Genomic DNA, 24,506 nt, shown 5'->3' on the forward strand with positions numbered 1-24,506 from the left:
CAACGGGCCACCGGCCGGTCGGACGCGTCTCACGACCGGCGCAGATCGGAGCGGACGACCATGACCTCGGCACAGCAATCCACCCGCCATCCAGCGGCGGCCCACGAGACGGCGATCGTCGAGGAGCCGGCCACCATCGGGGCCGGCACCCGGGTGTGGCACCACGCGCACGTGCGCACCGGCGCGACGATCGGCGCCGGGTGCGTGATCGGCAAGAACGTCTTCGTCGACGCGGGCGCCGTCGTGGGCGACCGCTGCAAGATCCAGAACAACGTCTCGGTCTACAACGGCGTGACGCTGGGATCCGACGTGTTCGTCGGACCGAGCGCGGTGTTCACCAACGACCTGCGACCGCGGGCCGCGTCCGCCGACTGGTCGATCACGCCGACCGTCGTCCAGGACGGCGCCTCGATCGGCGCCAACGCGACCATCGTCTGCGGCACGGTGCTCGGCACCTCCTGCATGATCGCGGCCGGCTCGGTCGTGACGCGGGACGTGGCACCCAACCAGGTGGTCGCGGGCAACCCCGCCCGGCACCACGGCTGGGTGTGCGCCTGCGGAGAACTGATCAGCCGGGACGCGGAGCGCCCCGAGGACCCCATCTGTGACCGGCACCGGGCCGGCGCACCCGACGACCGGACGGCAGAGGCATGACAGCCACCCAGATCCCCATCTCCGTGGTCGCCATCGGCGACGAAGAAGAGCAGCTCGTCCTCGAGGTCCTCCGCTCGGGCCGGCTGGCCCAGGGCCCGAAGGTCGAGGAGCTCGAGCGCCGCTTCGCGGCAGCCCACGACGTCGAGCACGCCATTGCCGTGAACAACGGCACCACCGCGCTGGTGGCGACGCTGCAGGGCCTCGGCATCGGGCCGGGCGACGAGGTGATCACCACCCCGTTCAGCTTCGTGGCCACGCTGAACGCCATCCTCGAGACCGGCGCCACCGCGCGCTTCGCCGACATCGGTGACGACTTCTGCCTCGACCCCGCCGCGGTCGAGCCCCTGCTGGGCGACCGGACCCGAGTGGTCATGCCCGTCCACCTGTACGGGCTGCCGGCCGACCTGCCCCGGTTCGACCAGCTCACCCGCGACCGGGGGCTCGCCCTCGTCGAGGACTCCGCCCAGGCGCACGGCGCTCGCATCGACGGCCGCTCGGTGGGCTCCTTCGGCGCCGGCTGCTTCTCCTTCTACGCCACGAAGAACGTCATGTGCGGCGAGGGCGGCATGATCACGACCAACGACGCGGCCCTCGCCGACCGCATCCGGGTGCTGCGCAACCAGGGCATGCGCGCCCAGTACGAGTACGAGGTGCCCGGCCACAACTACCGCCTCACCGACCTGCAGGCCGCCATCGCGCTGCCTCAGCTGGGCCGACTGGCCCAGATCAACGAGGCCCGCCGCAGCAACGCCGCATACCTGTCCGAGCACCTCCGCGACGTCCCGGGACTCCGGCTGCCGGAGGTCCCCGCCGGACGCGAGCACGTCTTCCACCAGTACACCGTCCGCGTCACGGCGGAGGCGAGCGTGGACCGCGCGGGCTTCGTGGCGGCGCTCGGCGAGCGCGGCGTCCGGGCCGGTATCTACTACCCCCGGCTGATGCACGACTACGACTGCTACCGGGAGCACCCCCGGGTGGTCGTCGACGAGACCCCGGTCGCCCTCCAGGCCGCGGCCGAGGCGGTCTCGCTCCCCGTCCACCCGCAGCTGAGCGGCGCGGACCTCGAGCGCATCGTCGCGGCCGTCACCGAGGTGCTCCGGTGACCCGCGTCGCCGTCGTCGGCGCCGGGATCATGGGCGCCAACCACGCCCGCGTCCTGCACCGCTCCCGCTCCGACCTCACGCTCATCGTCGACCCCGACGAGCGGCGCGGGCGGGCGCTGGCCGACTCCGTCGGCGCCGCCTACAGCTCATCCCTCGACGCCGTGCCCGAGCACGCCGATGCGGCGATCGTGGCCGGTCCCAGCGAGCTGCACGCCGAGATCGGCATTCCACTGCTCGAGGCCGGTCTCGACGTCCTCATCGAGAAGCCGATCGCCATGAACGTGGCTGACGCCGACGACCTCATCAAGACGGCGAGCGCTCGCGACCGGATCCTCATGGTCGGGCACATCGAGCGCTTCAACCCGGCCGTGCTCCAGCTCGACGGGCTGATCCAGGACCCGCTGCACATCGAGCTGACGCGGATGGGGCCGTTCTCCCCGCGCGTCAGCGCCGACGTCGTGCTCGACCTGATGATCCACGACCTGGAGCTGGCCCTCGCCATCTCCGGCTCGGAGGTCGTGCGGGTGGAGGGCATCGGGCTCAAGGAGCGGACCGAGTCGCTGGACCTGGCGACCGCGCTGCTGCAGTTCCGCAACGGGGTGACCGCCACGGTGACGGCCAGCCGGATCGGTCAGCCCAAGATCCGCCGGATCGAGCTGACCCAGCGGGCGAACTTCCTCACCGTCGACCTGATCCGCCAGGACGTCGAGATCCGCCGGGTCGACCACAACGAGTTCCTGTCCGAGGGCGGCGCGCGGTACCGCCAGACCGGCATCGTCGAGATCCCGTTCCTCGACCACCAGGGCGAGCCGCTCGCGCTCGAGCTCGCGGAGTTCCTGGGCTGCGTGGCCGAGCGCCGCCAGCCGCGGGTGACCGGCCTGCAGGGACGCCGGGCTCTCGAGCTGGCGCTGGCCGTGCGCGAGTCGGCTCAGGCCCGCAGCCGCTGACCCGGGCCCCCGACCACTGACGCCGTGCGGCGGCTCGCGACCGGCTACGGCCGGGTCGCGTGCCGCCGTCGGATCCCGAGCAGTCCGACGCCCATCTGCCACACGTCGCCGGGCGTGATCCGGCTGGCGTGGTCGCGGTGCGCCGCCGACAGCCGGACCGGCACCTCCACGGGCACCAGCCCCGAGCGCTCGGCGAGGAAGCACAGCTCCGTCGACAGCAGGTAGCCCCCCTCGCTCAGCTGGGGAGCGATCGAGCGCAGCCAGGCGCCGTCGACGACGAACGTGCCCTGGGGATCGAGCGTCCGCATGCCCAGGACCACCCGGCGCAGCAGCCAGAAGCCGCCGGTGAGCACTCGGCGGAGCAGCCCGCGGTCCACGTCGGAGTCGCGGTGCCCCTTCGAGCCGATCACCACCGGATGCGACGCCGCGTCCAGTTCCAGCGCGGCGTCGAGGTCGTCGAACCCGAACGGGAGGTCGTCGGCCGTGAGCAGCACGCGGTCCCCGCGGCTGGCCGCGATCCCGGTGCGGTAGGCGTTGCCCATGCCCTTGTCCGAGGTGAGCACGACCAGGCGCACGCCGGGGCTCGCCCACTCACGCTGCAGCCGCGCGAGCAGCTCCGGTGTCCCGTCGGTCGAGCCGTTCTCCACCACGACGACCTCGGCGTCCATGCCGTCCAGGCGGGCGGCCAAGGCATGCAGCGTCGCCTCGATGGCCACGGTGCTGTTGTGCGCGGGGACGACGTAGCTCAGCGCGGTCGTCCCGGAGGTGCCCACTGTCGAATCCTCCGCGGCGTCGGTCCGTGCCCCGTCCATGTCTCTGGCCCCAGCTCTCTCGTCGTCCCCTACGGGCCCATGTCCGCCTGGGAGGATAGAGGACGTCGGGGTACCGTCGCGGACTGTTGCCATCTGTGGACTCCTCCCGGCGAGGTCGGTCCGCGCCCAGGTGCTCGCGGCCGGGTTACCGGTCGAGGCCGGCGTCCGGACGCCGGCGGAGTGCCGCGGCGGCAGTCCCCGGCCACCCCCGACAGGAGGTCCTCCGCTGAGCACCGCTCTCGAGACCGCCCGCCGACCAGCGGTCGCGGCGCCGCGCGCTCGCCGGGTGCCCGAGGTGGGCGTCGTCCTGCTGGTCGGGGCGCTGGCCGCCGCCATGATGACCGTTCCGTTCCTCCACCGGCACGCCTTCTACTACGGCGGCGACAACCCCGAGTCCTTCGTCCCGCTGTGGCACCACTTCGGGCAGCAATTGCGGGCGGGGCAGTGGCCGACGATGGACCCCGCCGGCTGGTACGGCGGAAACTACGCGGCCGAGGGCACCTACGCCCTGTGGAACCCGGTGCAGGTGCTCGACTACCTGCTGGTGTCGTTGTTCGACGACCTCGCCGCGGCCGCCGCGCTGGTGCAGATCCAGTTCCTGGCCCTGCTCGCCATGGGCTCCTATCTGCTCTTCCGCGAGTACGGCGCCGGCCGGCTCGCCGCGGTCGCGGTGGCGACCGGAATCCCGACCATCGGGTTCACCGTGTTCTACGAGGCGAACGGCTGGCCCGCCGGGCTCATGGCCTTCACCTGGGTCACCTGGTTCTGGTGGGCGGCGCTCCGGCAGTCGCACGGCCGGCTCCTGCCGCTGGTCCCCTTCGTGCTCGGGGCCCTCGGCATGACCACCGGCAACCCCTATGCCGCGCTCGGCATGGTGATCGTGCTGCTCGGGCTCGCCGTCGAGCTGCTCGTGCGGCGCGAGACGCGCCGGTTGGTGCACCTCGTCGTCACCGGGGCCTGCGTGGGCGCGGTGGCCGCGCTGGTGTTCCTGCCGATGCTGGGCACCCTTCCGGTGACCGACCGCCAGGAGGTCGCCGGCCTGATGAACAGCGGGTTCCTGGTGCCCCAGCTCGGCGACGTCGCCGGTGCCAGCAGCCCGAGCTACCTGCCCGCGATCCTCAACTGGGGTGGCGCCCTCTTCGAGCGGCGCCCGTCCACCTATTTCATCTGGTTCGCGTGGCCACTTCTGCCGTGGCTGCGCTGGCGAGAGGTCCGTCGACCGGGTGGACGACCGACCAGCGTGCTGGTGATCGCCACGGTCTTCGGCGCGCTGAGCCTCGGACCGTCGAACCTGTGGCTGTTCCGCTGGCCGATCCGGTTCATCGAGTACTTCTACCTCGCGCTGGCCGTCCTGCTCGCCCTTGCGCTCTCGCGTGGCCTGGCGACCGACGCCGTCCGGACGCGTGTGGCGGCGACCGTCGGGATCGTCGGGATCGGGGCGTACCTCGCCTTCTCCACCCGGCCCGACATCTACGCAGTCCACGCCGTGGCAACGTTCGGCGTGCTCGCACTCGTCCTTCTGGCGGTCGCCGCGACGCACCGCCGGGGCCGTGTCGCCGGGGCGGCGGTCCTCGTGCTGGGCACCGCACTGGTGCTCCTCTACCAGTCCGTGAAGTTCCCGCTCCCTACCCGCTCGGCGAGCGCAGAGCCACTGGCCCGCGTGCCGGCGTCCCTCATCTCGCAAGCGCGCGACACGACCTCGTCGCACGAGGGCACCGTGCTGCAGCTCGGGGACCTCGAGTCGTTGGAGACGCCCCGGCTCGACCTGGACGGGGCACTCCTCTTCGGCAACCTGGGTCTCATGACCGGTCGGGAGACGGTCGTGCGGTACAGCGGCATGGGATTCGCGGAGTTCAACGAGGCCCTGTGCATGGACTACCGGGGGCAGGTCTGCCCGGAGGCCTTCGACCGGATCTGGGCACCGGTCGAGGGCATCGGCGTGCCACTGGTCGACCTCATGGAGGTGCAGACCCTGGTCATCGACGCCCACCTGCTCCCCGGCCCGGCCGGCGCGGAGCCCCCGCGGGGCTGGTCGGTGGCCGCCCGCGACGACCTCCGGACCGTGTGGGTGCGGGACGAGGCACCGAACTACGCGGGGCGGCTGTCCTGGGCCTCCCGGGACATCGATGTGCTGTCCGAGCGCGGTGCGGGCACCAGCGAGACGGTCGCGTTCGACGCCGACACCGCGGGCGACCTCGTGTTCGCGCGCCTGGCCTGGCCGGGCTACAGCGCGACCGTGGACGGGGAGCCCGTCGAGGTGAGCGACGGACCGGCGGGTCTGCTGAGCGTGGCCGTGCCCGCGGGTGAGCACACCCTCGAGCTGGAGTTCCGCTCCCCCGGCCTGACCGCGGGCATCGTTGCGGCCGTGCTCGCCGCCGTGGTGAGCCTGGTCCAGACCGCGGTGTGGCTGGTCCCGGCTCTCCGGCGACGCCGGGGCGGCCCTGCGGCCGGTCCGGCAGCCCCGTCGGACCGTTCCGAGCCAACGCCGCGGGAGGCGCTCGCCGGGACCGCGGGGCGAGGATGAAGCACCAGCCGGAGCACACGACGGAGAAGAAGGCGGTCCGATGAGGGCTGACGTGCCTGAGGCGACGACCGATCCCGGACCGTCCGAGCGAACGACCGACGAGGGCGCCGCGCTGCCGACCGGCTCGAGCGGCGGGCTCCTCGTGTGGGTGCGGCGGGTCGTGGTCGTCGTGGTGGTCGCGCTGGCGACGGTCCAGGTCGTCCGCGAGTGGTCGGAGGTCTCGGCGACCCTGGCGGACCTCCAGGTCGTCCCCGTGCTGCTGTCCTTCCTCGCGGTGAGCGTGGGCGTGCTGCTGGGCCCGCTGGTCTGGCGCGAGGCGCTGGCCGCGGTGGGCTCGCAGGTGCGGATCCCCGACGCCGCCAAGATCTACCTCGTCGGCCAGCTCGGCAAGTACGTCCCGGGCTCCGTCGTGGCGTTCCTGCTCCAGATGGAGCTGGCGAAGTCGGCCGGCATCACGCGCATGAACGGCTTCATCGCCTCGCTGGTCACCGCCGGGGTCGCGGTCGTCACCTCGCTGCTGGCCGCGACGACCGCCGTTCCGGCGCTCATCCGGAACGAGCCGAGCCTGCTGTGGCTGTTCCTGCTCCTGCCGGTCGGGCTGGCCATGCTGCACCCGACCCCCCTGACCTTCGTGGTCCAGAAGCTGCTCGTGCTGCTGCGCCAGCGGCCCCTGGAGCAGCGGCTGACCGGCCGGGCCCTCGCCCGGGCGACCGGGAGCAGCCTGCTGATCTACGTCGCCTACGGCCTGCACCTGTTCGTCCTGGTCAGCTCGCTCGGTTCCGAGTGGCCGATGGGTGCGGGGCTGGGCCTCGTGCTGTGCATCGGCACGATGGGCATGGCCATGACCGCGGGCCTCGTCGCGTTCGTCCTGCCCTCGGGCATCGGCGCGCGCGAGCTGGTCGTCGTCGGTGCGCTCGCCGCGGTGCTGCCCTACGGCCAGGCGCTGGCCCTGGCCATCGTCTCCCGCGTCATGTTCACCGTCGTGGAGCTCGTCTTCGCCGGCGTCGCCACCCTCGTCGCCCGCCTGTCGGCCGACGTCCGGACGCCGGCTGCCTGACCGGCGACCCGGCCCCGGGGTCACCCGAGGTTCGTGGTGGCCCGGTAGAGGACGGCGGGCCCGCGCACGGTCACCCGTGTGCCGGCCGGCACGAACGCCGACGCTCCCCGCGCCAGTCGCAGCTCGCCGTCGTCCGCGGTGAGCACCGCCGCGCCCTCGGTGCAGAGGACCACCTGCGGCCCGCCGGTCGTCAGGTCGTCGGCGTTCTCCCCCACCTCGCTGCGTGTCAGGTCGAAGTCGGTAACCGGGACCGGGTAGCGCAGGCCGCCGGGACCGGGCACCGGGTGCACGACCGGGACGCGGCCGTCGGTGAAGTCGAGCACCTCGATCAGCGCGGCCAGGTCGACGTGCTTGGCGGTCAGCCCGCCGCGGAGCACGTTGTCGGAGCCGGCCATCACCTCGACGCCGGCTCCGGACAGGTAGGCGTGCAGGTTCCCCGCCGGGAGGAAGACCGCCTCCCCCGGCGCCAGCTTCAGGTGGTTGCACATCAGCGAGATGACCACGCCGGGGTCGCCCGGGTAGGTCCCGGCCAGGGAGGCCGCCCAGCGGTAGGTGTTGAGGAACTCGGGATCCTCCGCGGAGACGAAGCGCTCCGCCGCGGTGGCGACGGCGCTCACCAGCTCGGTGCGCCGCGCACCGGTCAGCGCCAGCAGCTGCGGCACGGCCGCACGCAGCCCGCCGCGGGCCAGCGCCGCGATGGTCGGCTTGAGCTCGGGCACCTGGAGCTTCGCCAGGCAGTGCAGCGACTCCTCCACCGGACGGAAACCGCACAGCGCCTCCACCGGGGTGAGGGCGAGCAGGAGCTCCGGCTTGTGGAAAGGGTCCTTGAAGGTCCGGGCGGGGTCGTCGCGCGCGATGCCGGCGGCCTCCTCGGCCGCGAAGCCCTTCCGGGCCTGCTCCGTCGTGGGATGCGCCTGCAGCGACAGCGGCGTCTCCGCCGCGAGCACCTTCATCAGGAAGGGCAGCCGCGACCCGAAGCGCTCGTGCACCTCGGCGCCGAGCATCCCCTGCGGATCCGCGGCGATCGCCTCGTGCAGGGGACGGCCGTCGGGGAGCATGCTCGGCTCGTCGGGGTGGGCCCCCATCCACAGCTCGGCGTGCGGTCGGTCGGCCGGCACCTGGGCCCCGAGGAGCTCGGGGATGACCGTGCGGCTGCCCCAGGAGTAGTAGCGGACGCCGTTGCTGAGCTGCCACATCGTGGGATCGAGGCTACGGGGGCGGGGACGGGCACGGGAACAGCGGCTCGACCGAGGTCACCCGAACGCGGTGCCTCAGACGGCGGCGCGCACGTCCGGGGCGCCCAGCCGCGCGGCGTCGGCGGTCCGGTCGTCGGGCATCCGCTGCGACTCCCGCTCCGCGTCCACGCGCGCCTCGTAGTGCGCGATCTCGCGGGCCAGGAAGTCGTCCTGCCAGCCGTGCACCCTCGCCATGAGGCGCGCGACCTCCGGTGCCGACTCCACCCCGCGGTGCGGCGTCTCGATCGAGATGCGGGTGCGCCGGGTCAGGACGTCGTCCAGGTGCAGGGCGCCCTCGGCCATCGCTGCGTGCACGATTTCCGCCCCCAGGTGCCCGGGAGCGCCCGGGAGCGGGCGGCCCAGCGACGGGTCGGCCCGCACCAGGTCCAGGACTGCGGGCACCTGGTCGCCGTGCCGGTGCAGCAGCCGCTCGACCGCCTCCTCCGGCACGCCGTAGGCGGCGCCCAGCTCGGCCGCGCGATCCCGCACCTCCGTCCAGCGGCGCGCGCCCACCAGCGGGAGCTCCGCGGTGCGCGAGCCCGGCGCCCCCGGCAGCCGCTCGACCGCGGCGTCGACGGCGTCGGCCGCCATGACCCGGTAGGTCGTGTACTTGCCCCCGGCCACGAGCACCAGGCCCGGCACCGGCATGACGACGGCGTGCTCGCGGGACAGCCGGCTGGTCTCGTCGGACTCCCCGGCCAGCAGAGGCCGCAGCCCCGCGTAGACGCCGACGATGTCGTCGGCCGTGAGCGGGGTGGTGAGCACCTTGTTGACCTGGTCGAGCAGGTAGTCGATGTCGGCGCTGCTGGCCGCCGGGTGGTCCCGGTCGAGCGTCCACGGGGTGTCGGTGGTGCCGACGATCCACTGGTCGGCCCACGGGATCACGAACAGCACGCTCGTGGGGGTGCGCAGGATCAGCCCGTGCTGCCCGATGTGCCCGCCGTCGATGGCCGAGCGCGGCACGAGGAGGTGGACCCCCTTGGAGGCCCGGACCTTGAGACTGGGTGCGGACTCCCCGAGCATGGCGCCGACGTCGTCGCTCCAGACCCCGGTCGCGGCGATCACGCTGCGGGCGCGGACGGTGAACGAGGAGCCGTCGGTCAGGTCGGCGACCCGCGCGCCGACGACCGGCGCATCCGCTCCGTCGCCGTCGCGCAGCAGCCCGACGACCCGTGCGCTGGAGAGCACGTGCGCGCCGTAGCCGGCGGCGGTGCGCACCACCGCGAGGGTGTGCCGGGCGTCGTCGACCTGCGCGTCGTAGTAGCGGATCGCGCCGCGCACCACGTCCCGTCGGAGGGCGGGGAACGCCTCGAGAACGGCACGCCGGGAGAGATGACGGTGCCTGGGGATCCCCCGTCCACCCTTGGCGCGGTTCCGCGCGAAGGCCGCCCCCATCGCGTCGTACAGGGCCACGCCCGCGCCGTAGTAGGCGCGCTGCCACACCGGCGCGGTGAGCGGCAGCAGGAAGGGCAGCGGCCGCACCAGGTGCGGGGCGATGGTGCGCACCAGGCGGGCGCGCTCCTTGAGCGCCTCGTGCACCAGCGGGAAGGCCATCTGCTCGAGGTAGCGCAGACCGCCGTGGATCAGCTTGCTCGACCGGCTGGAGGTGCCGGCTGCCCAGTCCCGGGCCTCCAGCAGCCCCACGGTCAGCCCGCGGCTGGCCGCGTCCAGCGCGGCGCCGGCGCCGGTCACGCCGCCCCCGATGACGAGGACGTCGACGACCTCGTCCGCCAGGCGGGCGCGGTCGGCCCGACGGCGTTCCGGTGACAGCTGCGTGCGGTCGGTGTCCCCCGGGTGCATGGCTCCTACTGTCCCCCGCCCAAGGGTCCTCGTGTCGAGAACCGGGTCACACGTCGCCCCGGCGATCCCGCTAGTGCGCGCCGGCCCCGTCCGTCGTCGCCTTCTTACGGTGGAAGGTCAGGCTCATGACCAGCACGATCAGCGCGCCGACGACGAGCCCCAGGAGCGCGCTGCCCAGCGTGTTGACCAGCCAGCCCACGACCCCGCCCAGGGCGCCGGTGGCGTCGTGCGCCAGCTCCTCGAGGTGGTGCACGAACTCGTAGAGCGGGTGGAAGCCGAGCTCGTCGGTGCCCAGCAGGATGATGTGCCCACCCACCCACAGCATGGCCGCAGTGCCGACGACGGTGAGGACGCTCAGCAGCTTCGGCATGCCCTTGACCAGCCCGCGGCCGAGCGCGGCGACGCCCTTGGTGGGCCGTTGCGACAGGTTCAGCCCGACGTCGTCCATCTTCACGATGACCCCGACGACGCCGTACACGAGCACGGTGATCCCGAGGGCGACCACGATCAGGATGATCGCGCGCGACACGAACCCCTCGCCGGCCACCTCGTTGAGGCTGATCACCATGATCTCGGCGGACAGGATGAAGTCGGTGCGCACCGCTCCGGTCACGATGGTCTTCTCGTCCGGCAGCGCGTCCTCGACCGATCCGTGCTCCTCCGCGTGGCCGCTGATCCGGTGCCAGATCTTCTCGGCGCCCTCGTAGCAGAGGTAGGCGCCGCCCAGCATGAGGATCGGGGTGAGCAGCCACGGCAGGAACTGGCTGAGCAGCAGGATCGCCGGGAGGATGATCAGCAGCTTGTTGCGCAGCGACCCCAGCGCGATCTTGCGGATGATCGGCAGCTCGCGGTCGGCGGTGAGGCCGTGCACGTACTGCGGGGTGACGGCGGTGTCATCCACGACGACCCCGGCGGCCTTGACGCTGGCCCGCCCGGCGGCGGCGCCGATGTCGTCGATCGATGCGGCGGCTGCTCGTGCGAGCACCGCCACGTCGTCCAGGAGCGCTACGAGTCCACCCGCCACGGGAAGTCCTTCCGATCGGTCAGCACGTCGATGCCGCTGCAGGAATGGTCGCCTGTCCGGACGCGATGTGCGCGGTCACGAGCCGAGGGCGCGCTCGGAGTCCAGCGCCAGTGCCAGGTAGACGGCGGTGAAATCGGCGACGGCCAGCTGACGGGCGAGCCGCGGCAGACGGGGGAACCGGCCGGGCTCGCCGTGCTCGGCCAGGCCGCTGACCGGCACGCTGTTCACGCCGGCGGTGCGCAGAACCTGCTGCATCGCCTCCGCCGCCGAGCGCGGCTCCCGCTCGCCCGATCCGTCGTGCCCACCGGCGTCGGGGTCGCGGATGGTGAGCAGCCGGAGCCGCCGCCCCTCGTCGTCGGCGCGGTCCCGGAAGAAGTCGTCCGCCTCGCGCGGGGCCAGGGGCCCGCCCAGGACCGCGCAGGCAGCCACGCGCTGGTCGGGCAGCCGGAAGCCGGTCGCCGGCAGCCCGGCGAGGGTGGCCAGCTGGTCGGCGATCCGGATCGCCGCCGCACCGGCCAGCGGACCCTCCGCGGCGATGACCGGCAGGGCGTCGAGGAGCTCCAGAGCGAGGGTCTTGGCCGGGTTCACGAAGGATTCGCGGGCCGGCCCGCACTCCCCGGCGACCTCGTCCAGGGCAGCGGCCACCTCGTCGGGGTCGGCCACCCCCGCGGACAGCAACCCGAGGTCGGTCGCCAACCGGAGCATCGGCGTGAGCAGGGACCAGAGGGTGGTGTGCTGGACGCGGCTCTGCGGAAGGGCCACGTAGGGGGCGCGGGCGCTCGAGCAGGCGGCACGCAGTGGCGCGTCGTCGGCTCCGATGCCCACGAGGGAGACCCCGCGGCGGGCGGCCTCGTACGCGGGGCCGACGGCGTAGCTGCCGGCGCCGGTGCGGGTGGCCACCACGGCGATGTCGCTGGGCCCGGCCCACACCGGCAGCGCCGGTCCCGGGACGACGTCGACGGTCACCGGGCTCGACGCCCCGAGCAGGGCGCGCAGCACCGACGCCGCGACCGCCCCCTCGCGGCGCGCCACGATGATCAGGCCACGGGGCCGCCCGCCGTCGGTGACCCGGGTCAGGTCCGCCTCGTCGGTCAGCCGCGCGGTCTCGCGCACCTGGGCACCGGCGCCGGCGACCGCGGGCAGCAGGCCGCGGGGATCCCGGGCGCGCAGCAGGTCGAGGTCGTCGAGGACCTCCTCGGCGAACTCGGGCGAGGTCACGGTGGCCCCTCTCAGCCGCGCGTCCGCGCCTCGTCGAGCAGGAGCACCGGGATGCCGTCGCGCACCGGGAAACCGCGGTCGCAGGTGGCGCAGACGAGCTCGCCGGCCGCCTCGTCCACGGTCAGCGGCGTGTGGTGGGTGTCGGGGCAGGCGAGGATCTCGAGCAGGTCGGCGTCCAGGCCGAGGGGACCGCTCGTGGCGCCGGGGGAAGTGGTCATCTCTGCTCCTGTTCCGCGCGCACGGTGCTCAGCACCCGGTCGCGCAGTTCGGTCATCCGCGCCAGATCCGGCGCCTCCACGTTCAGCCGCAGCAGCGGCTCGGTGTTGCTGGCCCGCAGGTTGAACCAGGCGCCGTCGGGCAGCTCGACGGTCAGCCCGTCCAGCTCGTCGAACGTCGCCCCCTCGGCCTGGAAGACCTCCCGCACCTCGGCCACCCGCGCCGACGCGTCGGCCACGGTGGAGTTGATCTCCCCCGAGGCCGCGTAGCGCTCGTAGGCGGAGGTCAGGTCCGACAGCGGGCGGGACTGCTCCCCCAGCGCGGCGAGCACGTGCATGGCCGCGAGCATGCCCGTGTCGGCCCGCCAGAAGTCACGGAAGTAGTAGTGCGCGGAGTGCTCACCGCCGAAGACGGCGTCGGTGCGGGCCATCTCCGCCTTGATGAACGAGTGCCCGACCCGCGTGCGCACCGGCTGACCGCCGTGCTCCCTCACGATCTCGGGGACCGCTCGCGAGGTGATCAGGTTGTGGATGATCGTGGTCCCGCGGCCCTTGGCGAGCTCGCGCACCGCGACCAGGGCGGTGATCGCCGAGGGGCTCACCGGCTCCCCGCGCTCGTCGACGACGAACACCCGGTCGGCGTCGCCGTCGAAGGCCAGGCCGATGTCGGCCCCGTGCTCCAGGACGGCGGCCTGCAGGTCCACCAGGTTCGCCGGGTCCAGCGGATTGGCCTCGTGGTTGGGGAACGAGCCGTCGAGCTCGAAGTACAGCGGGACGACGTCGAGCGGCAGGTCGGCGAGGACGACCGGCACGGTGTGCCCACCCATGCCGTTGCCCGCGTCGACGACGACCTTCAGCGGCCGGATCGAGGACAGGTCGACCAGCGAACGCAGGTGCGCGGCGTACCCGGCGAGCACGTCCTGGGAGCTCACCGAGCCGATTCGGGTGGGCACGCGCTCGTAGGCGTCGCGCTCGGCCCACTCGCGGATCGTCACCAGACCGGAGTCCTGCCCGATGGGCGCCGCACCCGCCCGGCACATCTTGATGCCGTTGTACCGGGCCGGGTTGTGGCTCGCGGTGAACATGGCACCGGGCAGGTCCAGCGAGCCGGCGGCGAAGTACAGCAGATCGGTCGAGCCCAGCCCGGCCTCCACGACGTCGAGACCGCGGGCGATGACGCCCTCGGCGAAGGCGCGGGACAGCGGGATCGAGGACTCACGCATGTCGTGCGCGGTGACCACGGTGGTGGCGCCGCTGTCGGCGAGCACGAACTCCGCGAACGCGGCGCCGATGGCCCTCGCCGTCGACTCGTCCCACTCGTCGGGGACGACGCCACGGACGTCGTAGGCCTTGATCAGCGCGGACAGGTCTGCCACGCGCAGAAGACTATCGGCGGGGACCTCAGGGGAGGTCGGGCAGGACCCGCAGGTGACCGCGGCGGATGCCGCGGCCGTCGTCGGCGGGGTCGCGCGGGGGCTCCGGCCGGGCGGCCTCGCGGACCGCGTCGGCCAGCGCGAGCAGGTCGTCGCCGGTCGGGCCCGAGTCGTCGAGGTCGATCTCGTGCCGGACGACCTCCCAGCCGCGCGGCACGGTCAGCCGCTCGGCGTGGAACTCGCACAGGTCGTAGCTGTGCGGCTCCGAGAACGTCGCGAGCGGGCCCACGACAGCGGTCGACTCCGCGTAGACGTAGGTCAGGGTCGCCGCTGCCGGTTGCGCGCAGCCGCTGCGCGAGCAGCGACGTGACTGCCTCACCACCGGTTCCTCACGAAAGGCACAGTAATCCCGCTGCGCCGTGCGCGACAGCAGGCGCACCGGTATTCGGACCGCCACGCACCATCCTGCACGATGGTCCCGTGGGCATCGTCACCGGTCGGGAGCGGGATGCGGCCCCCTGCGGCACGACCGGGGAAATCCCCGCCGAAGTCGTTCCACGGCCCGGCGTGTCGGCCGTCGCCGTACGCTTCGACGCGTCATGAGCTCCTCCCGGCGCCGCCCCGCCCGCTCCCGCCGCGACCGGCACGGCCGTGGCCTGCGCGGACGCCTGGTGCCGAACGAGGTACCCCTCGCACGCAGCCGGGGTGAGGCGTTCGACGACCTCGTCCTCGACGCGGTCGAAGACCTCGAGCGTCGCTGGGAACGCGAGCTGGCCGGGGTCGAGTTCGCCGTCGAGGACGTGCCGTGGGTGGAGCACACCGATCCCGACGAGGTCGTGCTCGACAGCGACGTGCTCGACGACGGCGGCGTCCCGCTGGCCCGCGTGCTGCCGGCCCGGCGGGAGCAGGGCGAGGAGCTGCCGCCGCGCGTCGTCGTCTACCGGCGGCCGCTGGAACTGCGCGCCAACGACCGTGAGGACCTCGCCGACCTCGTCCGTGACGTCGTGGTCGACCAGATCGCGACGCTGCTCGGCCGGGACCCCGAGGAGATCGATCCCACCGGCTGACCGGCGGGAACGCTCGGAGGGGCTGAGATGCTGAGGGCGATGGACGTCCCGATCGCCGGCAGCGCTGCCTGGCTCGTGCTCGGCGCGGTGCTGGGCGTCCTGCTCGCGGCCGCCGTCGGCACGGCCGTCCTCGCCGCCCGCCGACGCTCCGCTCCCCCGACCGCCGACGCCGTCCCGGCCGATCCGCGGGTCGACGACCTGGCCGACTTCCTGGAACACCCCCCGGGCACCCGCCCCGGGCAGCCGGCGGCCGGCGGCTGGGTGTCCCTCTCCGCGCCGCCGTCGCGGCCGGAACCCGGTCCGGTGCCCGCGCCGCGCGACGACTCCTCCGCGCTCCGGTCGCTCGCGGCGCTGACCTTGGTCGCGCTGCTCCTGGTGGGCCTCGCCGCCGCGGTGGCCGCCGGCAGCCGCGGGCAGGACCACTCGGACGCGGGACGATCGTCGGCATCCGCATCGGCGCGACCGGACGACGGCACGGAAGGCCGGCTGACCGGCGGTGGACTGGTCCTGGAGCAGCGGGCCGTCGGCATCACGGTGACCTATCCCGAGCTGCGGCTCTCCACCGACGGCCCGGCGGGACGGCTGGAGTTGCGACTGCCCACCTGGAACTGCCTGGCCGCCCGTGCACCCGCGGACCCGGCGGCGGCCGGCTGCGCCCCCTCGCTGGTGGAGCACGCGGTGCTCTCCTCTCCCGAGCTGGTCGTCGAGCAGGACGAGGACCGGCTCCTGCTGCACGGCCCGGCGGCGACCGAGGTGCGGCCGGCGGGCTCGGCGCCGGAGCCGACCGGGCGCGTCTACGACGTGGAGCTGACCCTCACGCCGGTCGACGGCGTGGCCTCCGGCGAGGTGCGGATCGGCACCGGCAGCGCCCCGGTGACCGGCGAGCTCAGTCCCGGCTGACGCCGGGCAGCGGCGGCCAGGAGCGGGCCGGGACGGCGAGCCCGACCAGCGGCGCCCCCATCTCGGCGCCCAGGCCGGCGCCGGTCCCCCACCACGGCCAGCGGTCCGCGCCGTCGACCAGGGTGAGCAGCGCCCCGCGCAGGACGTCGCCGTCGGCCAGGACCGCGACCTCCAGCTGGCCGATCGCCGCGTGCAGGCGCGCGGCGGCGCGCAGGAGACCGCGCGACCGGCGGTCCGGCTCGGCGTCGAGCAGGGCGGGCAGCAGGCGCTCGACCACGCGCGGGTCACGGGAGCGCTCGACCGGGCCGGCGGCGTCCAGGTCGTCGACGAGCCGGACGCTGCGCACGTTGGCCAGCACGGCGGTGGGCAGCCGGGCGGCGAGCGCGCGGGCGGTGGGATCACCCAGCGGGAGGCCGGCCAGTCGCAGGGAGACCGGTCCGTGCAGCGCGTCGAGCAGGCCGACGACGCCGGTCGCCAGCCGCTCGGCGGAGGCGTCGTCGCCCGCGAGGAGGCGGGCGGTCGGCCGGCCACCCGGCAGGGGCCCGGCGGACTGGCCCAGCAGCTCGACGACGGTGACCGGCCCGCGCCGCCGCACCAGCAGGAAGGCCGCCGCCAGGGGCGGGGCACCAGCGGCGCCGTCGACCACGACGGCGACCGGGCGGCCGGACCGACGGCGGGCGGCACCCTCGTTGAGGACGACGGTCAGCCAGGGCGCCCGGGCGGTCGGCGGCGCGGACAGCCGGGCCATGAGAGGGCCTGCGGCCAGCACCTCGCGGGCGACCCCGTCCCGTCCGCGGACCATCCGGGCGGCGGGCTCGAGCACGGCCCGAACACAACCACAGCCGCCGACGGGGGACGTCGGCGGCTGGGTGAGGAATTTCTCGGCCCTTCGCAGGGCCCCGCCGCGAGCGTGCGAGCGGTGGGGGGCGAAGGGTCCTTCAGGGGGTCCTTAGACGGCGCGGCGGCGGAGCCGGCGGCGCTCACGCTCGGAGAGGCCACCCCAGATGCCGAAGCGCTCGTCGTTGGCCAGCGCGTACTCGAGGCACTGGGCCTTGACCTCGCAGCCGGTGCAGATCTTCTTGGCCTCCCGCGTCGAGCCGCCCTTCTCGGGGAAGAACGCCTCCGGGTCCGTCTCCGCGCACAGCGCCTGCTCCTGCCAGGACTGCGCGTCGGCCTCCAGGCCGAAGCCCAGGAACCCGACGAAGGGCTGGCCGGTGCCCTGGCCCACGGCCTGCTGCCCCACGCCCGAGGCCACCGAGGTGACCCCCAGACGGTCGGCCGACCGCTCTGTCCCGTTCACGTAATCGCTCAACCACGACACCTCAGCCATGACGGTGCGTCCCCTCTCGCTCTCGCCACGGTGCTCGGCCGGCAGGAGGTTCCCGGGCCGTTCAGCACTCGTTGACACCGCCGGAATTACACGCGTGTCGTTGCCCCGTCGTCAACTTTGCCCGGTGTAAGCGACACGCCACACCAGCCCCACCAGCCCCACCCCGTTCGTCACATCTCGCAGCACCCCTCGACACGCCCGGCGAACAGTCGACAAGTGCTCATCAGGCACGATGCGTTTCGTGCAGATCGTCGTGCTGGCAGGTGGGACCGGAGGGGCTCGATTCCTGCGCGGAGTCCGCGCGGCGGCCCCTGAGGCGGAGATCACCGCCGTCGTGAACACCGGCGACGACGTGACGATGCACGGCCTGCGGATCTGCCCGGACCTCGACACGGTCATGTACACCCTCGGCGGCGGCATCGACGAGGAGCGCGGCTGGGGCCGGGCCGGGGAGAGCTGGACGGTCAAGGAGGAGCTGGCCGCCTACGACGCCGACCCCACCTGGTTCGGCCTGGGCGACCGCGACCTCGCCACGCACCTGGTGCGCACCCGGATGCTCGACGCCGGCTACGCCCTGTCCGCCGTCACCGCCGCGCTGTGCGCCCGCTGGCAGCCGGGCGTGACGCTGCTGCCGATGAGCGACCAGCGGGTGGAGACCCACGTCGTCGTCACCGACCCCGAGAGCGGGCGGCCGCAGGCGATCCACTTCCAGGAGTGGTGGGTGCGCCACCGCGCCGCGCTGGACCCGGCGGCCTTCGTCCAGGTGGGCGTGGACGCCGCCCGCCCGGCCCCCGGCGTGGTCGAGGCCTTCGCCGCGGCCGACGCGATCCTGCTGGCGCCGTCGAACCCCGTGGTCTCCATCGGCACCGTCCTGGGCGTGCCCGGTCTGCGGGAGGCGCTGCTGGCCTCCCCGGCCCGCGTCGCGGGCGTCTCCCCGATCGTGGGTGGCGCTGTGGTGCGCGGCATGGCGGACCGCTGCCTGCCCGCCATGGGCATCGAGGTCAGCGCCGAGGGCGTGGGCCGGCACTACGGGGCCCGCTCCGAGGGCGGGCTGCTCGACGCGTGGCTGGTGGCCGAGGACGACGCCGCCGACGTGCCGGGCGTGGACGTGCGCGCCCGCCCGCTGCTCATGTCCTCCCCCGAGGCCACCACCGACCTCGCCCGAGCCGCACTCGGCGCCTGCGCCCGGTGACCGACGAAGGACCCCGTCCTCCTCACGGCTCGCACGCTCGCCGCGAGCCTCTGGACGGCGCCGTTCCATCGGGCGTCTCGGTCGTCCCCGTCGCCGGACTGCCGGAGTTCGCCCCCGGGGACGACCTGGCCGCCGTCGTGGCGTCGGCCGCGCCCTGGCTCGCCGACGGCGACGTCGTCGTCGTCACCTCCAAGGTCGTCTCCAAGGTCGAGGGCCGGGTGGTCCACGTGCCGCCCGGTGAGGACCGCGAGACAGTGCGCCAGCGGGCCATCGACGGTGAGACGGTGCGCACGGTGGCCCGCCGGGGACCGCTGAAGATCGTGCAGACCCCGCAGGGGTGGGTGGTGGCCGCGGCCGGCATCGACGCGTCGAACGTCGCCTCCGACACCCTCGTGCTGCTCCCCGCCGACGGCGATGCCTCCGCCCGGCGGCTGCGGGCCCGGCTGCACGAGCTGGCCGGGGTCGACGTCGCCGTGGTCGTGAGCGACACCTTCGGCCGCACCTGGCGCGAGGGCCTCACCGACGTCGCGGTCGGTGCGGCCGGGATCCCGGCGCTGGAGGACCACCGCGGAGCGGTGGACGGGCACGGCAACCGGCTCGAGACCACCCGCGTGGCCGTGGTCGACGAGATCGCGTCGGCCGCCGACCTGGTCAAGGGAAAGCTGGCCGGCGTCCCGGTGGCCGTGGTCCGGGGCCTCGCCCTGCGGCGCAGCGCCGGCGACCTCGACGAGGGCACCCGGCCGCTGGTCCGCCTCCCGGCCGACGATCTCTTTCCCTACGGCTCGCGGGACGTCGTCACCTCGCGCGCGCCCGGAACCGGCCTGGTCCCCCGGCCCGGGGAGCGCGAGGCGGTCGCCGAGGCCTTCCGCGTCGCGGCCGCCGCCCTGCCGGAGTTCCCCGTCGTGCTGCGCTACGGCGGCGAGGACGACGGCGTCGTCGACGTGCACCTCTCCGACGCCGTCACCGTGACGACCGCGCTGAACCTCGGCGCCGTGGTCGGTGTCGCCGTCGTCCAGCTGCACGCCATGGGTTGGGCGACCCGGTGGGAACCCGTCGGCACCTCCGGGGGGACCTCACTCGTCGGGAGGCTGTGGTTGGGCGATCCGGGGCTCTGAGCGCCGCGCATCGCCTACGGTTCGTCCCCATGCGCGGGATCATCTTGGCCGGTGGCACGGGGAGCCGTCTGTTCCCCATCACGCAGGCCGTGAGCAAGCAGCTCATGCCGGTCTACGACAAACCGATGATCTACTACCCGCTCTCCACGCTGATGATGGCCGGCGTCCGCGAGGTGCTCGTCATCACCACGCCCGCTGACCAGGAGGCGTTCCGCCACCTGCTCGGCGACGGCAGCCGGCTCGGCATGCGCATCGAGTACGCCGTGCAGCCCCGGCCCGAGGGCCTGGCGCAGGCGTTCCTCATCGGTGCTGGGTTCCTCGGCGGCGAGGCGGCGGCGCTGGTCCTGGGCGACAACATCTTCTACGGCGCCGGTCTCGGCACCGCCCTCTCGCGGCTGCCCGAGCCCGACGGCGGGCACGTCTTCGCCTACCACGTCGCCAACCCGCAGGACTACGGCGTCGTGGAGTTCGATGCCGTCGGCCGGGTCCTCTCCATCGAGGAGAAGCCGGCCGAGCCCAAGAGCTCCTACGCCGTCCCGGGGCTCTACTTCTACGCCGGCGACGTCGTCGAGGTGGCCAAGGGCATCACCCCAAGCGCCCGCGGCGAGCTGGAGATCACCGCCGTCAACGAGCACTACCTGCGCGCGGGCCGGCTCACCGTCACCGCCCTGGACCGCGGCACCGCCTGGCTCGACACCGGGACCTTCGCCTCGCTGCGCCAGGCCACCGAGTTCGTCTCGGTGGTCGAGGAGCGCCAGGGGCTGAAGATCGGCTGCATCGAGGAGGTCGCCTGGCGCAACGGCTGGCTGGACGACGACGGGCTGCGGGCGATCGCGGAGCCGCTGGGCAAGAGCGGGTACGGCAGCTACCTGCTCGGCCTGCTGAACGACCGCTGAGCCGCGGCTAGACCCGGCGGTAGTTCGTCGGGGCGAACCGGGGCCCGCGCCGGGGCCGGCGCGGTCCGCCGGCGAGGATCAACCGGACGACGCGCTGCCGCTGGCCGCGCCACGGCTCGAGCAGGGCCAGCATCTCCTCGTCGTCGGCGTTCCGGCGCCCGGTCAGCGCGAAGCCCACTGTGTTCTTCAGGTGGTAGTCGCCAACGCTGACGGTGTCGGGGCACCCCAGGGCCCGCTGCACCACCTCGGCGGCGGTCCACACGCCGATGCCGGGCACTATCCGCAACCGGCGCTGCAGCTCCGCCGAGTCGCACCCGGTCTCCGGCTCCATCCGGTGCGCCACCCCGGCGACCGCCCGCAGGGCCCGGCGCCGCGCGCCGTCCAGGCCGCAGCGGTGCCACTCCCAGTCGGGAACCTCCAGCAGCCGCGGAGCCGAGGGGACGACCCGCATGCCGTCGGGAGCGGGGCCGGGCGCCGGTTCCCCGGCCAGCCGGCAGAGCTCCCGGAACACCCGGTAGGCCTCCACGGTGGTGACCTTCTGCTCCAGGACCGCGGGCAGGAGCGCGTCCCACGTCCGCCCGGTCCGGCCCAGCCGCAGGTGCGGATGGGTCCGGTGCAGCTCCGTCACGAGCGGATGGGCGTCGCCCGGGCGGAAGTCCTCGGGCCTGTCCTCGGCACCGAGCCATCCGGGCACCGCCGAGCCGGCACGCTCGGCTCCCGGACCCCACGCCTGGATCCGCACCTCCCCGGCCACGCGGGTGATCCGCACCGTCGCGGGGCCGTCCGGCGTGCTCGTCGTCCGCCAGAGACCCCCGTCGGCGACCTGCATCGTCGGGTCGGCGGCGCCGCGCCGGTGCGGGGCGAGCGCCCGCGCCAGGTCCAGGGGCCAGTCGGGCACCCAGGCGGTCGCGAAGTCCGCGACGGCCCGGGTGCCCGAGGTCGCGGCGCCCGTGGTGGTGCTCGTGGTCAGGGGGTGCTCCGGGAAGATCAGCGAGGGGCCATCCGCAGCGCGCCGTCCATCCGGATGACCTCACCGTTGAGATAGCCGTTCTCGACGATCGAGAGGGCGAGGTGGGCGAAGTCCGACGGACGGCCGAGCCGCTTGGGGAAGGGTATGCCCGCCGAGAGCGCGGCCCGCGCCTCCTCGGGCAGGCTGCCCAGCAACGGCGTGTCGACCAGGCCCGGGGCGATGGTGCAGACGCGCACGCCCACGCTGGACAGGTCGCGGGCGGCCGGCAGGGTCATGCCGACGACCCCGCCCTTGGACGCCGAGTACGCCAGCTGGCCGATCTGCCCGTCGTAGGCGGCGATCGAGGCGGTGTTCACGACGACACCGCGCTCCCCCTCCTCGCCCGGCTGGGTCTGCGCCATCGCGGCCGAGGCGAAGCGGAGCACGTTGAACGTGCCGACCAGGTTGACCGCCAGCACCTTGCTGAAGGCGCCCAGGTCGTGCGGCTCGCCGTTGCGACCGACGGTCCGCTGGGCGATGCCGATCCCCGCGCAGCTGATCGCGATGCGCAGCGGCCGGTCCTTGCCGGCCGCCTCGGCCACCGCCGCCTGGACCGACGCCTCGTCGGTGACGTCGGTCCGGACGAACGTTGTGGAGCCCCCCAGCTCGGCGGCGAGCGCCTGCCCGCGCTCCTCGTTGAGGTCCAGGACGGTCACGGCGGCGCCCCGGGCGACCAGGGCGCGGGTCGTGGCCTCACCGAGCCCGGAGGCTCCCCCGCTGACAACAGCTGCGACGTCGAAGCTCTTCATGCCCGCAACGTAGCCCGGAGCAGCGGCGGTGCCTGCAGGGTCCCGCCGCGGCGAGCCCTGCCTCAGCTGAAGCGGGCCCCGTGCTCCGCCTCGACCGCCGCCAGGAGCTGCTTGACCCGCTCGGCGTCGGTGACCGGGCAGACCATCGTCACGTCGGCGGTGTGCACCACGACGCTGTCGCGGACGCCGACCAGCGCGACCAGGTGGCCCGGGTCGTCGCAGAGGACGACGTTCCCCGATCCGTCGAGGACCACGGACATGCCGCGGACGGCGTTGCCTGCGCCGTCGTCGTCCAGGGTGTGGGTCAGCGCCGGCCACGAGCCGACGTCGACCCAGCTCACGTCCAGGTCCACGACGAGGACGCGGCCCGGTTCCGTGGCGGCCGGCTCCAGCACGGCGTAGTCCACGCTGATCCGCGGCAGCGTCGGGAAGACCTCGGCGAGCGCCGCCTCCCGCTGTGCCCCGGCCGGCGCGGCGACGATGCGGGCCAGCCCCTCGGCGGAGGCGGGCAGGTGCTGCGCGAGCGCCTCGAGCACGGTGCGGGCGCGCCAGACGAACATGCCGGAGTTCCAGAGGTACTCACCCGAGGCGAGGTAGGCCTCGGCCGTGGCCCGGTCCGGCTTCTCCCGGAAGGCGGCGACCTCGGCCACCCCGGGCAGCTCCGTGGGTCCGCCGCGTCGGACGTAGCCGAACCCGGTGGCCGGGGACGTGGGGGCGATCCCGAGGGTGACCAGCGACCGGGGCCGCGCCTCCACGGCCTCGAACGCGATCCGCAGCGCCTCGGCGAACCGCTCCACCGGCCGGATCACCTGATCAGCGCTGACCACGGCCAGCGCGGCGTCGGCATCGACGTCGGCGACCAGCGCCGCGGTCAGCCCGACGGCGTTGGCGGTGTCCCGGGCCACCGGCTCCAGGACCAGCCGGTCCGGGCACAGGTCCGGGAGTGCGGCGCGGACCTGGTCGGCATAGCGGATCCCGGTGCAGACCCAGATCCGCTCGGCCGGCAGGACCGCGCGCAGCCGGCTCCACGCCTCGAACAGCAGGCTCCGGGTCACGCCGTCGTCACCGGTCACCACGTCGAGCAGCTGCTTGGGCCGTTCCATCCGGGACAACGGCCACAGCCGCGTGCCGGACCCGCCGGCCATGATCACCGCGTGCCGCACGTCAGCCCTCCTCGCGCTCGCGGAGGGCGGGCTCGGGGACCGCGGACAGCTCCTTCGCCTTACGCTGGAACCGGGCGCCCGCGGCCACGCGGCCGCTGACGTAGGAGACGAGCATGCGGCCGCCCAGGCCCGCGCGCAGTGCTCCGCGCAGCGGCGCGTTGCGCCGGCCCGGGTACTGACCGGAGAGATATCTCAGGGCGCTGGTGTGGTGCACGCGCTGCATCCGGTGCGGCTCGCGGCGGGTGGCGTGCCCACCCTCGTGCTCGACGACGGCGGTCGGCACGTAGACGTGCAGCCAGCCGCGACGCCCCAGCCGCTCGGCCAGGTCCACGTCCTCGAAGTACATGAAGTACCCCGGGTCGAAGCCACCCACCGACCAGTATGCCTCCAGGTCGACCAGGAGGCAGGACCCGCTCAGCCAGCCGGCCGGGCGCTCCCGCGGCGCCTCGCACTCCCGCCGGTAGCGGGCGGTCCAGGGGTTGCCCGGCCACGCCCACCCGACGAGGGCGTGCCCGGCGCCGGTCGACAGCCGGGGCAGGTCGCGCGCGGAGGGGTAGAGCTCCCCCTCCGGCGTCATGATCGCCGGCCCCAGGGTGGCGGCCCGGGGCCACCGGTCGGCGGCCGCGAGCAGCTCGTCGATCGAGCCGGGGTGGAACCGCAGGTCCGGATTGGCGATGAGGGCCCGCCCGGTCCGCAGGTCGGCCAGGCCGGCGTTGGCCGCGGCGCCGTACCCGATGTTCCCGCCGGTGCGCAGCACCCGGACGTGCGGGTGACGTGCCGCGGCGCGCTCCGGAGCCCCGTCGGTGGAGCCGTTGTCGGCCAGCACCACCTCGACCGGCCGGGACGTGGCGTGCGCCAGGGACTCGAGGAAACCCTCGAGCGCCGCACCGGGTGAGTAGGTGACCGCGACGACGCGCAGCGGACGCGGGTCTGGAGTGGGTGCCACGGGAGGAACCCTAGGCACCCACCCCCTGGCCCTGGCTCTTATACACGTCTGAAGCTGCAGACGAAGAGGATAGGTTAAGTACGGGGCGCCGGAGGAACGATAAAAAAACAGCGAAAAAGAGAATAATTAGAAATAGCACAGTAGAGGCAAAGACAGTTATAAGACCACAGTCAGGAA

At 73.9% G+C, this 24,506-nt stretch carries 24 protein-coding genes; 10 read left to right on the forward strand and 14 right to left on the reverse strand.

Annotated elements, in window-relative coordinates; translation table 11 throughout:
* Positions 1-60 precede the first annotated feature (60 nt).
* The 3 genes from C5508_RS09295 to C5508_RS09305 are packed head-to-tail and all read left to right on the forward strand — an operon-like array spanning position 61 to position 2,704.
* Positions 61-654, forward strand: coding sequence for an acyltransferase (locus tag C5508_RS09295; RefSeq protein ID WP_104524664.1), 594 nt, complete (start codon positions 61-63; stop codon positions 652-654).
* On the forward strand, positions 651-1,757 hold the full coding sequence (locus C5508_RS09300) for a DegT/DnrJ/EryC1/StrS family aminotransferase (protein ID WP_104524665.1): 1,107 nt from the start codon (positions 651-653) through the stop codon (positions 1,755-1,757). The genes C5508_RS09295 and C5508_RS09300 overlap by 4 nt, the downstream gene beginning before the upstream one ends.
* Complete coding sequence (locus C5508_RS09305) at positions 1,754-2,704, forward strand: Gfo/Idh/MocA family protein (RefSeq protein ID WP_104524666.1); 951 nt, start codon at positions 1,754-1,756, stop codon at positions 2,702-2,704. Before C5508_RS09300 ends, C5508_RS09305 begins: the two co-directional genes overlap by 4 nt.
* Positions 2,705-2,748: 44 nt before the next feature.
* Here C5508_RS09305 and C5508_RS09310 read toward each other — a convergent pair whose 3' ends face one another.
* Positions 2,749-3,516 (reverse strand): glycosyltransferase family 2 protein, encoded by a 768-nt coding sequence (locus C5508_RS09310; RefSeq protein ID WP_104524667.1) that lies wholly within the window; start codon positions 3,514-3,516, stop codon positions 2,749-2,751.
* A gap of 286 nt (positions 3,517-3,802) precedes the next feature.
* Between C5508_RS09310 and C5508_RS09315 the strand changes: the two genes are divergently transcribed.
* Together C5508_RS09315 and C5508_RS09320 are read left to right on the forward strand one after the other, a co-directional pair.
* Positions 3,803-6,040, forward strand: coding sequence for a glycosyltransferase family protein (locus C5508_RS09315; protein ID WP_104524668.1), 2,238 nt, complete (start codon positions 3,803-3,805; stop codon positions 6,038-6,040).
* 52 nt (positions 6,041-6,092) lie between these two features.
* The gene (locus C5508_RS09320) at positions 6,093-7,097 is read left to right on the forward strand and encodes a lysylphosphatidylglycerol synthase domain-containing protein (RefSeq protein ID WP_157944048.1); all 1,005 of its coding nucleotides are present in this window, start codon (positions 6,093-6,095) and stop codon (positions 7,095-7,097) included.
* A gap of 20 nt (positions 7,098-7,117) precedes the next feature.
* Here the strand turns inward: C5508_RS09320 and manA are convergent, their stop codons facing one another.
* The 7 genes from manA to C5508_RS09355 all read right to left on the reverse strand — a co-directional run bounded on the left by manA (position 7,118) and on the right by C5508_RS09355 (position 14,341).
* Complete coding sequence (gene manA, locus C5508_RS09325) at positions 7,118-8,293, reverse strand: mannose-6-phosphate isomerase, class I (protein ID WP_104524670.1); 1,176 nt, start codon at positions 8,291-8,293, stop codon at positions 7,118-7,120.
* A gap of 75 nt (positions 8,294-8,368) precedes the next feature.
* A complete protein-coding gene (locus C5508_RS09330; protein WP_104524671.1) occupies positions 8,369-10,132 on the reverse strand; it encodes a glycerol-3-phosphate dehydrogenase/oxidase in 1,764 nt (587 codons plus the stop codon).
* Positions 10,133-10,202: 70 nt separating this feature from the next.
* Positions 10,203-11,156 (reverse strand): DUF808 domain-containing protein, encoded by a 954-nt coding sequence (locus C5508_RS09335; protein WP_104524672.1) that lies wholly within the window; start codon positions 11,154-11,156, stop codon positions 10,203-10,205.
* 75 nt (positions 11,157-11,231) lie between these two features.
* Positions 11,232-12,374: an SIS domain-containing protein gene (locus C5508_RS09340; RefSeq protein WP_104524673.1), complete on the reverse strand. Its 1,143-nt coding sequence runs from the start codon at positions 12,372-12,374 to the stop codon at positions 11,232-11,234.
* Positions 12,375-12,385: 11 nt separating this feature from the next.
* A complete protein-coding gene (locus C5508_RS09345; RefSeq protein WP_104524674.1) occupies positions 12,386-12,592 on the reverse strand; it encodes a Trm112 family protein in 207 nt (68 codons plus the stop codon).
* On the reverse strand, positions 12,589-13,965 hold the full coding sequence (locus C5508_RS09350) for a phosphomannomutase/phosphoglucomutase (protein ID WP_104524675.1): 1,377 nt from the start codon (positions 13,963-13,965) through the stop codon (positions 12,589-12,591). The genes C5508_RS09345 and C5508_RS09350 overlap by 4 nt, the downstream gene beginning before the upstream one ends.
* A 25-nt stretch (positions 13,966-13,990) precedes the next feature.
* On the reverse strand, positions 13,991-14,341 hold the full coding sequence (locus C5508_RS09355) for a DUF3499 domain-containing protein (protein ID WP_104524676.1): 351 nt from the start codon (positions 14,339-14,341) through the stop codon (positions 13,991-13,993).
* A gap of 220 nt (positions 14,342-14,561) precedes the next feature.
* Between C5508_RS09355 and C5508_RS09360 the strand changes: the two genes are divergently transcribed.
* Together C5508_RS09360 and C5508_RS09365 are read left to right on the forward strand one after the other, a co-directional pair.
* A complete protein-coding gene (locus C5508_RS09360; protein WP_104524677.1) occupies positions 14,562-15,029 on the forward strand; it encodes a metallopeptidase family protein in 468 nt (155 codons plus the stop codon).
* A 39-nt stretch (positions 15,030-15,068) separates the two neighbouring features.
* Positions 15,069-15,929, forward strand: coding sequence for a hypothetical protein (locus C5508_RS09365; protein ID WP_104524678.1), 861 nt, complete (start codon positions 15,069-15,071; stop codon positions 15,927-15,929).
* Here the strand turns inward: C5508_RS09365 and C5508_RS09370 are convergent.
* Positions 15,916-16,752: a hypothetical protein gene (locus tag C5508_RS09370; protein ID WP_232797025.1), complete on the reverse strand. Its 837-nt coding sequence runs from the start codon at positions 16,750-16,752 to the stop codon at positions 15,916-15,918. The two genes, C5508_RS09365 and C5508_RS09370, sit on opposite strands and share 14 nt — an antisense overlap.
* Positions 16,753-16,878: 126 nt before the next feature.
* Entirely contained in the window at positions 16,879-17,121 is a 243-nt protein-coding gene (locus tag C5508_RS20600) for a WhiB family transcriptional regulator (protein WP_232797027.1), read from the reverse strand.
* 379 nt (positions 17,122-17,500) lie between these two features.
* On the opposite strand from C5508_RS20600, the gene cofD reads away from it, so the two are divergent.
* The 3 genes from cofD to rfbA are packed head-to-tail and all read left to right on the forward strand — an operon-like array spanning position 17,501 to position 20,462.
* Positions 17,501-18,451 (forward strand): 2-phospho-L-lactate transferase, encoded by a 951-nt coding sequence (cofD, locus tag C5508_RS09380; protein WP_104524688.1) that lies wholly within the window; start codon positions 17,501-17,503, stop codon positions 18,449-18,451.
* Positions 18,448-19,566 carry a coenzyme F420-0:L-glutamate ligase gene (locus C5508_RS09385; protein WP_232797026.1) on the forward strand — a complete coding sequence of 373 codons (1,119 nt, stop codon included), beginning with the start codon at positions 18,448-18,450 and terminating at the stop codon, positions 19,564-19,566. Before cofD ends, C5508_RS09385 begins: the two co-directional genes overlap by 4 nt.
* A gap of 29 nt (positions 19,567-19,595) precedes the next feature.
* Positions 19,596-20,462, forward strand: a complete 867-nt coding sequence (rfbA, locus tag C5508_RS09390; protein WP_104524680.1) for a glucose-1-phosphate thymidylyltransferase RfbA — start codon at positions 19,596-19,598, stop codon at positions 20,460-20,462.
* A 7-nt stretch (positions 20,463-20,469) separates the two neighbouring features.
* On the opposite strand, the gene C5508_RS09395 is transcribed toward rfbA, so the two are convergent.
* From C5508_RS09395 to C5508_RS09410, 4 genes are all read right to left on the reverse strand, one after another.
* Positions 20,470-21,360, reverse strand: a complete 891-nt coding sequence (locus C5508_RS09395) for a DNA-3-methyladenine glycosylase family protein (RefSeq protein WP_104524681.1) — start codon at positions 21,358-21,360, stop codon at positions 20,470-20,472.
* 89 nt (positions 21,361-21,449) lie between these two features.
* Entirely contained in the window at positions 21,450-22,220 is a 771-nt protein-coding gene (locus tag C5508_RS09400) for an SDR family NAD(P)-dependent oxidoreductase (protein ID WP_104524682.1), read from the reverse strand.
* 62 nt (positions 22,221-22,282) lie between these two features.
* Complete coding sequence (locus tag C5508_RS09405) at positions 22,283-23,383, reverse strand: mannose-1-phosphate guanylyltransferase (RefSeq protein WP_104524683.1); 1,101 nt, start codon at positions 23,381-23,383, stop codon at positions 22,283-22,285.
* A 1-nt stretch (position 23,384) separates the two neighbouring features.
* A complete protein-coding gene (locus C5508_RS09410; protein ID WP_104524684.1) occupies positions 23,385-24,329 on the reverse strand; it encodes a glycosyltransferase family 2 protein in 945 nt (314 codons plus the stop codon).
* Positions 24,330-24,506: the final 177 nt, after the last annotated feature.

It is taken from the genome of Blastococcus atacamensis, assembly GCF_002938425.1.
Taxonomy (GTDB): Bacteria; Actinomycetota; Actinomycetes; order Mycobacteriales; family Geodermatophilaceae; genus Blastococcus; species Blastococcus atacamensis.

Bases quoted from the DNA above. Each gene is read 5' to 3' on its own strand.
- C5508_RS09295 (WP_104524664.1), top strand. From the start codon at position 61: ATGACCTCGGCACAGCAATCCACCCGCCATCCAGCGGCGGCCCACGAG.
- C5508_RS09300 (WP_104524665.1), top strand. From the start codon at position 651: ATGACAGCCACCCAGATCCCCATCTCCGTGGTCGCCATCGGCGACGAA.
- C5508_RS09310 (WP_104524667.1), bottom strand. From the start codon at position 3,516: ATGGACGGGGCACGGACCGACGCCGCGGAGGATTCGACAGTGGGCACC.
- manA (WP_104524670.1), bottom strand. From the start codon at position 8,293: ATGTGGCAGCTCAGCAACGGCGTCCGCTACTACTCCTGGGGCAGCCGC.
- C5508_RS09330 (WP_104524671.1), bottom strand. From the start codon at position 10,132: ATGCACCCGGGGGACACCGACCGCACGCAGCTGTCACCGGAACGCCGT.
- C5508_RS09345 (WP_104524674.1), bottom strand. From the start codon at position 12,592: ATGACCACTTCCCCCGGCGCCACGAGCGGTCCCCTCGGCCTGGACGCC.
- C5508_RS09360 (WP_104524677.1), top strand. From the start codon at position 14,562: ATGAGCTCCTCCCGGCGCCGCCCCGCCCGCTCCCGCCGCGACCGGCAC.
- C5508_RS09365 (WP_104524678.1), top strand. From the start codon at position 15,069: ATGGACGTCCCGATCGCCGGCAGCGCTGCCTGGCTCGTGCTCGGCGCG.
- rfbA (WP_104524680.1), top strand. From the start codon at position 19,596: ATGCGCGGGATCATCTTGGCCGGTGGCACGGGGAGCCGTCTGTTCCCC.
- C5508_RS09400 (WP_104524682.1), bottom strand. From the start codon at position 22,220: ATGAAGAGCTTCGACGTCGCAGCTGTTGTCAGCGGGGGAGCCTCCGGG.